The 6,613-nt window shown below is 59.2% G+C and carries 8 protein-coding genes; 1 reads left to right on the top strand and 7 read right to left on the bottom strand.

Annotation, left to right across the window (positions count from 1 at the left end):
• From GHO25_RS25005 to GHO25_RS24980, 6 genes are all read right to left on the bottom strand, one after another.
• A partial coding sequence (locus GHO25_RS25005; protein ID WP_178110230.1) for a gamma-glutamyltransferase occupies positions 1 to 324 on the bottom strand: 324 nt, incomplete at its 3' end.
• Between the two features lie 71 nt (positions 325 to 395).
• Positions 396 to 1,607 carry an OprD family outer membrane porin gene (locus tag GHO25_RS25000; protein WP_178110229.1) on the bottom strand — a complete coding sequence of 404 codons (1,212 nt, stop codon included), beginning with the start codon at positions 1,605 to 1,607 and terminating at the stop codon, positions 396 to 398.
• Between the two features lie 245 nt (positions 1,608 to 1,852).
• The gene (locus GHO25_RS24995) at positions 1,853 to 2,671 is read right to left on the bottom strand and encodes a creatininase family protein (RefSeq protein WP_153393210.1); all 819 of its coding nucleotides are present in this window, start codon (positions 2,669 to 2,671) and stop codon (positions 1,853 to 1,855) included.
• A 20-nt stretch (positions 2,672 to 2,691) separates the two neighbouring features.
• Positions 2,692 to 3,099 carry an oxalurate catabolism protein HpxZ gene (hpxZ, locus tag GHO25_RS24990; RefSeq protein WP_153393207.1) on the bottom strand — a complete coding sequence of 136 codons (408 nt, stop codon included), beginning with the start codon at positions 3,097 to 3,099 and terminating at the stop codon, positions 2,692 to 2,694.
• Positions 3,099 to 3,899, bottom strand: coding sequence for a cysteine hydrolase family protein (locus GHO25_RS24985; RefSeq protein ID WP_153393204.1), 801 nt, complete (start codon positions 3,897 to 3,899; stop codon positions 3,099 to 3,101). The genes hpxZ and GHO25_RS24985 overlap by 1 nt, the downstream gene beginning before the upstream one ends.
• Positions 3,896 to 4,324 carry a cupin domain-containing protein gene (locus tag GHO25_RS24980; RefSeq protein WP_153393201.1) on the bottom strand — a complete coding sequence of 143 codons (429 nt, stop codon included), beginning with the start codon at positions 4,322 to 4,324 and terminating at the stop codon, positions 3,896 to 3,898. The genes GHO25_RS24985 and GHO25_RS24980 overlap by 4 nt, the downstream gene beginning before the upstream one ends.
• 140 nt (positions 4,325 to 4,464) lie before the next feature.
• On the opposite strand from GHO25_RS24980, the gene GHO25_RS24975 reads away from it, so the two are divergent.
• Positions 4,465 to 5,370, top strand: a complete 906-nt coding sequence (locus GHO25_RS24975; protein WP_218581088.1) for a LysR family transcriptional regulator — start codon at positions 4,465 to 4,467, stop codon at positions 5,368 to 5,370.
• Positions 5,371 to 5,820: 450 nt separating this feature from the next.
• Here the strand turns inward: GHO25_RS24975 and GHO25_RS24970 are convergent.
• A partial coding sequence (locus GHO25_RS24970; RefSeq protein WP_153393195.1) for an amidase family protein occupies positions 5,821 to 6,613 on the bottom strand: 793 nt, incomplete at its 5' end.

The raw sequence follows: 6,613 nt of genomic DNA, 5'->3' as shown, positions 1-6,613 counted from the left end.
GGCCATGGTCAGCGCCGCATCCGGCCCGCGAAACGGGATGGCCGAACGGCCCTGATAATGGTTGGCGCTGATCCCTGCCGCGGCCTTGCCACAGCCTTCCACGCCGATGAGGGTGGGGCCGGTCGGCGTGGCCAGGGACATCAGCCAGAAGCTGTCGCCACCGATCCCGTTCATATGCGGATAAGCCACGGCAATGGTGGCCGCCGCAGCGACCATGGCTTCGACGGCATTGCCGCCTTCGCGCAAAATCGCCAGGGCCGATTGTGAAGCCAGGGCGTGGGGCGCCACCGCGATACCGCGCCGACCACGGACGGAATTAAACATCGTGTTTCTCCAGTACAAAACCCGTGCAAACCGCGCCCGGCCGCTACTGCCGGGCGCGGTGTCAGGCGGCCCTAGAAGGCGTAGTTAAGCTCCAGACGGTTCTGGAAGAAATCGCTCTTTTTCGGCGAGGTTTGCACCCCCACCCAATCAGTCACGCTCAAGCCCTTGAGGGCGCCGTCAAACGAATAAATGCCATACAGCAGGTATTCGGACTGGTTAATGCTGCTGGTACCGGCGGTCGGCGTCAGGTCCATGTACGAGTAGCGCGTGCCTACATAGAGGTTTTGCGTGGCGCTGGTGCTCACATCCAGCGAGTAGGCGTTACCGGAGCCCAGATCCTGCGGGCTGGTGAAAAACGGCGCTGCAAAGTAAGGGCCGCCGGCGGTGTTGTGGGCATACGGGGTGACCAGGCTGCCATTGTTATAAGCGTTGGGCGCTGCCTGGATATGGTCATAGCCCAGGGCAACCTTGTAAGCCTTGTAGTCCACGCCCAGTTGCGCGCCGAGAGTGGTGCTGTCGACCTTGCCGGCCAGTTCACGCCCATCACCTGTTCCGCGCATATATTGAATCCCGGCATTAGGCCGCCAATCGCCCGTCACCTTGGCCACGTGAGCCTCGCCGTAGTTCAGGTTGGTGTAGTCATAGTAATGCTCGTGCCATAACTGGCCGCTGTACTTCAGGTCGCCGATGGTCACTGCACGACCGCCGCCGATCACCGCCACGCCTGCAGTTTCTTCGGTGGTGGAATAGGTGTTGGTCTTGGAGAAACGGTCGTCGCCCCAGCCTTTCCAGCGATAAAAACGGGCCAGCGACAAGAAGTTGTCTTTGTCACCGTAATGCACGTTCAGGCCTTGAAACAGGATTGGTACATTTCGCCAGTCATAATCACTGATAAAGGGCAGATCGACGCGCTGGTTACCGGCGGTGATTTTAAAGTCATCATGTTCCCAACTTATATACGCCTCGCCCACGTTCGCCACATCGGTACCAATATCGGGAAAGGTACTGGCTTTATCATCGGGGCGATTGATTGTGGTTTGACCAATCAAACTTGCGCCCAATCGGAAACCGTTCAGTGCCGCTGTTTCATACTTGATAAAACCGCCATAACCCACAGTGTCCTGATTCAAGTGTTTGACGAAGTAGGCGTTGGTGTCCGTGTAGTAACGCAGGCGCAGCGCGCCAGAAACTGTGCCTTGGGTCAACATGTCTGCCAGGTCGTCAGCCTCGGCGGACGTGCCCGGTGCATCAGCCATTGCCGCGTTACTTATTGCGCTCAACATGAGAAAGCCGCCTAGACCAATAACGTGAGTGATAGCCGAAAAACTGCGAGGCGCCATTAGAGTGCTCCAAATAATTAAATAGGTTCGCGCTGCCTGTTCCAGTCAGCGTCTTAATGGCAGTTTTTGCGTTTAACACTCAAAGTTATAAATAGCTTTTACGTTCATTCAGTCATGCAGCCGATGACCGTGATCATCGACCTGACATTACAGACTGCGACGTTTTTATTATGTAAATGCAACAGGGATCAGTGCGCCGTGGAGTCCGGCTTATTGGCAAAATGCTCCATGGAAAACGCTGATACTTCTTCCAGCAACGTCACTATTCGAGTGGCTGCACGTTTAACCAGTATTTCGCCGCGTTCGGTATCTGCCGCCGCCGCATTGCCACACGCGCCGCTGGGGTGGAGGTCCTGGGCTTGCCAGCCGAAGCCTACGGCGCCTTCGGGGGACAGCATGCCGCCTTTCTTCTCAAGCCCCACCGATAGCGATTCCCAATGCTTGGCGTGGTCCATGTCCACCAGGTCGCCGTGCAGGTACAGCATCATGCTGGTTTCGACTTCCCCGGCATGGATGCCGTGCTTGAGTTCATGCTTGTTGAACAAGTCGCCCATCTCGGTCACGGAGTACCAGGCGCAACCGACCGCCATCATCCCCAGTTCGATGCGCAAACGGCGGCACACGACCTCCATGATTTGCGGCTGACCGCCGTGGGCGTTGACGAAGACAATCTTGCGCACACCCGCCCGGTACGCGCTGTGCGCGACTTCAAACCAGAGTTGGGCCAGGGTGTCGGCAGAGATCGTCAAAGTGCCGGGGTAGTCGATGTGTTCATCGGACTTGCCGATCGACAGGGTGGGCAGCACCAGCACCGGGAAGTCCTCGGCCATGTTGCGAACGGCTTCTTCGATAATGCCGTTGCTGATCGCGCTGTCCACTTTGACCGGCAAGTGCGGGCCATGTTGTTCCACCGCGCCCACCGGCAGCACGGCCACGATGTTGTGCATGTCCAGGCGGGCGAAATCCAGTGCCGTCAGGTCCCACCACCAATGCGATTTCAATTTCATGCGTTTCACTCCTTCAAGGGCTATGACGTTGCCGCCATCAGCGACACGTGGGCAGACACAATTCGCCAACTGGCGTCAGTGCGCAGCCAGGTCTGGCTTTGTCGACCCACCACGGCGGTGTTTTCTCGTTTGAATTCCAGGTTGCAAATGGCCACGGCGTCGCCGAAGCAGGTGATTTCACGCCGCGTCACCACGCGTTTGGGCGAGCCGCCCGTGCGGCCTTTACGAAAGTCGCGAATGGCGTCGATGCCGTACAAGTTCTCGCCCACGCCATAACGCAGGGTGACCGGCGAATCGCAAAACAAGCCGTCGAGGGTTTCCAGGTCGTTGTCCATCAAGGCCGTTTCATAACGATCACACTGGGCCGTGACTTCGCTGAGCACCTGCGCCGAATCGACAGCGAAGGGGCCGATAGTCAGTTGTTGCATCACTCACACCTCGTATCAGAAAGACCTTTGATCAGCTCTGTGGACTGGGCCACGAACCCGAAGCACTGGCGCGTGTTGTACACCGCCGCCGCCATGCAATACGCAGGTGAGGTGGTAGCGCAGCAGTCTTCGAGCAGGATGCAGTCATAACCCGCCGAGTTGGCATCTTGCAGGGTGTAGAGCACGCACTGGTCGGCATTGACCCCGGCGAACAGCAGGGTGCTGACCTGCAGATTGCGCAGGATGCTGTCCAGATCGGTGTCCTTGAACCCTGACATCCTGAACTTGTTGACCTGAACATCGCTTGCTTCGACGGTCAGCTCATCCACAACCTGTGCCGACCAACTGCCCGCCTGCAAGACCGCCGCTCCGTTGCCGGGCAGCGGATCACCCAGGCCCACACCGCGACCATCGGGGTTGTATACATGCAAGACCGCAGGCGGCAGGTTGAGCCGGTCGGGCCGATTGCCCCAATTGACCCACACCACCGGCACCTGATGGGCCCGCAGCACCGGCAGCAATGCCTGTAGCGGCTGAATCGGGCGCCGTGCTGGCGAAATGTCGACACCGATGGAGCTCAGCCAGCCCTCGGGGTGGCAAAAGTCGTTCTGCATGTCGATGACCAGCAGCGCGGTTTTCGTCAGGTCAAAGCGGATCTCGCGCTGATTGTCGGTCACACTGACCGGCCTGGGCTCTGCACCCTTGCGCACCATGTCGACCCTCTGAGCGCTCACCTGCCAGGCGCCAGCCGGGCTGGCCCCCAGTTGCACCAGCGATGCAGCGCGAACTCGTTGCGTCATGCCTGGTCACCACGCAGTACCCGCAGGTCTTCGGCGTCCAGCTCAACGCGTGTGCCGGAGCGAATCAGCTCGGCAAACCCTTCGTTGGGGGTCATAACGGTGAGGGTGTAGAGCTTGTTCGGGCCGGTGTTGCGAATCACGTGTTCGCTGCCAGGGCGCAGTAACAAACTGTCGCCTTTGCGGATAGACAGTTGCTCACCGTCCGACACGGCCACGCCTTCACCCGACAACACAAAGAAGAATTCGTGGGCGAGGGTGTGGGAGTTCGGCGGCGTGGCGCCGCCGAGGTTAAAAATCTCGATCACGAAAATCGACTCCACCTGATCCTTCGCCGGGTCGAACAGCACCGCAAAGTAGTTGGTATCCGTTGGACTGATCCGGAAAACTTCAGCGGCCTGTGCCTGCTGAAACGAAAAGCTTTTCATGAGGGTTCCCTCTGCTGATGGCAGCCTGGACTCGCCGGTAGCTGCTGTCGATGTCAAGCCGATAATGGACGCGAAAAAGCTGCATTAAAAGCATCAAATTCTTGATAGGGTGTTGCCTTTAAGTTCACACGGAAATGCTCATGCACAGCCGCATCCTCAACTACCTCGACGAGGTCGTACGCACCGGTTCCATCCGTCAGGCTGCCGAGCGGTTGCACGTCTCTGCCTCGGCCATCAGCCGCCAGATCATTGCCTTGGAAGAAGACCTCGGCACCCCGATCTTCAACCGTACCGCCCGCACCCTGGTGTTGACCGCTGCCGGGGAAGTGCTGATCCGGCACATCCGCGACACCTTGAAAGACATGGCGCGCACCCAGGCCCTGATCGATAGTCTGAAGGGCCTGCGGCGCGGGGAAGTCACCCTGTGTTTCATGAGCGGTTTGGCGGCCAGCCTGATCCCCGGCGCCGTATCGCTGTTTTTGAAGAAAAACCCGCGCGTGACCATCAAGTTGCAATTGATGACCACCGGCGAGGAAATCCTCGAAGCGGTCGCCTCCGGCGCGGCTGACCTGGGCGTGGGTTTTGACTTTGCCAACCAGCCGGGGTTGATCCACTTGAGCCACTCCATTGCCCGCCTGGGCGCGGTGATGGCGCCGGACCACCCCCTGGCCGAGCGCTCGACCCTGCGCATTGCCGAGTGCATGGACTACCCGCTGATCCTGGCGGATGGCACCACCGCCATTCGGCCCTATCTGGACCGCGTGTTGTCCAAGGCGCCGCCATCGTTGACCACCTGCGTAGAAACCAACGCCATTGAAACCATGCGCAGCCTGGCCATGTCCGGTCACTTCATCACCTTTCTGACCCTGTTCGACATCGACTCCGAGCGCCAGCAAAAGCGCCTGGTGTATATCCCCGTGCAGGAGTTCACCCAAAAGCCCCAGAGCCTCATGCTGGTGGGCAAAGAAAAAGGCATGTCCGCCATGGCCAGCGTGTTTGCCGAAAGCCTTAAAGTGGCGCTCTTGCGCACCACCGAAACGGGGTGAAAGGTGCCCTGTCGCGCAGCTAACAGGCCACTGTAGTCGCTGACGAGGTACGAAGGCTGCGATCGGCTGCGTGCAGCCGTAAAAACCTTCCACCTCGGTATTCTTGGGTACATATCCATTGTTGCGACAACGGCCACTTAGGGTTCCGGCCTTACGCCGCGTTACTTTGAAAAATCAAGATCAAAAGCCAGATCAAGATCAACAGATCGCGAGCAAGCTCGCTCCTACAAAATTTTTAGAATCAATAACTTATTCTGTGTTTGATAAGAGGGGCCGCCCCGTCTTCGACGCCGCGCTGTCGCGCAGCAAACAGGCCACCGAATATTTTCAGCATCCCCCAGTCGGTTCCCTCTCCTTCGGGAGGGCTAGGGTGAGGGGGCTCTTAGATCAAGATCAAAAGATCGCGAGACAAGCTCGCTCCTACAGGGCCTTTAGAATCAATCAGTTATTTTATGTTTGATAGGAACTGGCTAGCCGTCGAATCAGCTCGAGATCCGAGCCCGCTCGCGCGACAAACGACAACCCCAATGGCGCACCTTCCAGGCTGCCCAATGGCAAGGTGATTTGCACCAGCCCGGCATGGCCCGCCACCGATAGCAAGGTCAGCGCCGCGTTGCGGTACTGTTCAAGCCCCGATTGTGCTGCAGTGCGCAGCGGCGCAGGCCCCGGCGCGGTGGGGTAAACCAGTACCGTGCCGTCTGCCAGCACCTGCTGCAGCCCTTCACGGATGGCGGTGCGCTGGTTGCGCGCACCATTGAAGGCCGCTTCGCTCAGTTGGCTCGCCGCCTGAAACCGCTCGTTAATCCCCGGGCCAAAGGCAGGCCGTCGCCGAGTAATCCACTCTCCCAGCAAATGCCAGATTTCATACCCCTGATGAGTACGAAAGGTCGGCAGCAAGCTGTCGCGTGTTTCAGGGTCGAACAGCACCCGTTGTTCACACCCTTGCGGCAGGTAAGGCCGCAAGGCTGCCTGCACCGGGGCACTGCACAGCGCCCATAAATCGGTCGGCGCCACCCAGCGAGCCGGTGCACCCGAGGTCACTGGCTCGCACAGTGCGTTAGCCAGTCGCGTCAACGTGGCCAAATCGCGGGTGAAAAAACCCGGCACGTCGTAACTGGGCGCCAGGCCCAGCATGCCTTGCGACGAAAACAGCCCATGGCTCGGCCGCCAGCCCACCAACCCGCAAAAGGATGCAGGCAGGCGCACCGAACCGCCGGTGTCGCTGCCCAGGCCGATATCGGCC

The organism is Pseudomonas sp. FSL R10-1350 (assembly GCF_009600525.1).
GTDB lineage: Bacteria > Pseudomonadota > Gammaproteobacteria > Pseudomonadales > Pseudomonadaceae > Aquipseudomonas > Aquipseudomonas helleri.
This window is presented reverse-complemented; position numbering and strand designations above follow the sequence as displayed.

Coding starts and splice junctions, on each gene's coding strand:
- GHO25_RS25000 (WP_178110229.1), bottom strand. CDS start 1,607: ATGTTGAGCGCAATAAGTAACGCGGCAATGGCTGATGCACCGGGCACG.
- GHO25_RS24995 (WP_153393210.1), bottom strand. CDS start 2,671: ATGAAATTGAAATCGCATTGGTGGTGGGACCTGACGGCACTGGATTTC.
- hpxZ (WP_153393207.1), bottom strand. CDS start 3,099: ATGCAACAACTGACTATCGGCCCCTTCGCTGTCGATTCGGCGCAGGTG.
- GHO25_RS24985 (WP_153393204.1), bottom strand. CDS start 3,899: ATGACGCAACGAGTTCGCGCTGCATCGCTGGTGCAACTGGGGGCCAGC.
- GHO25_RS24980 (WP_153393201.1), bottom strand. CDS start 4,324: ATGAAAAGCTTTTCGTTTCAGCAGGCACAGGCCGCTGAAGTTTTCCGG.
- GHO25_RS24975 (WP_218581088.1), top strand. CDS start 4,465: ATGCACAGCCGCATCCTCAACTACCTCGACGAGGTCGTACGCACCGGT.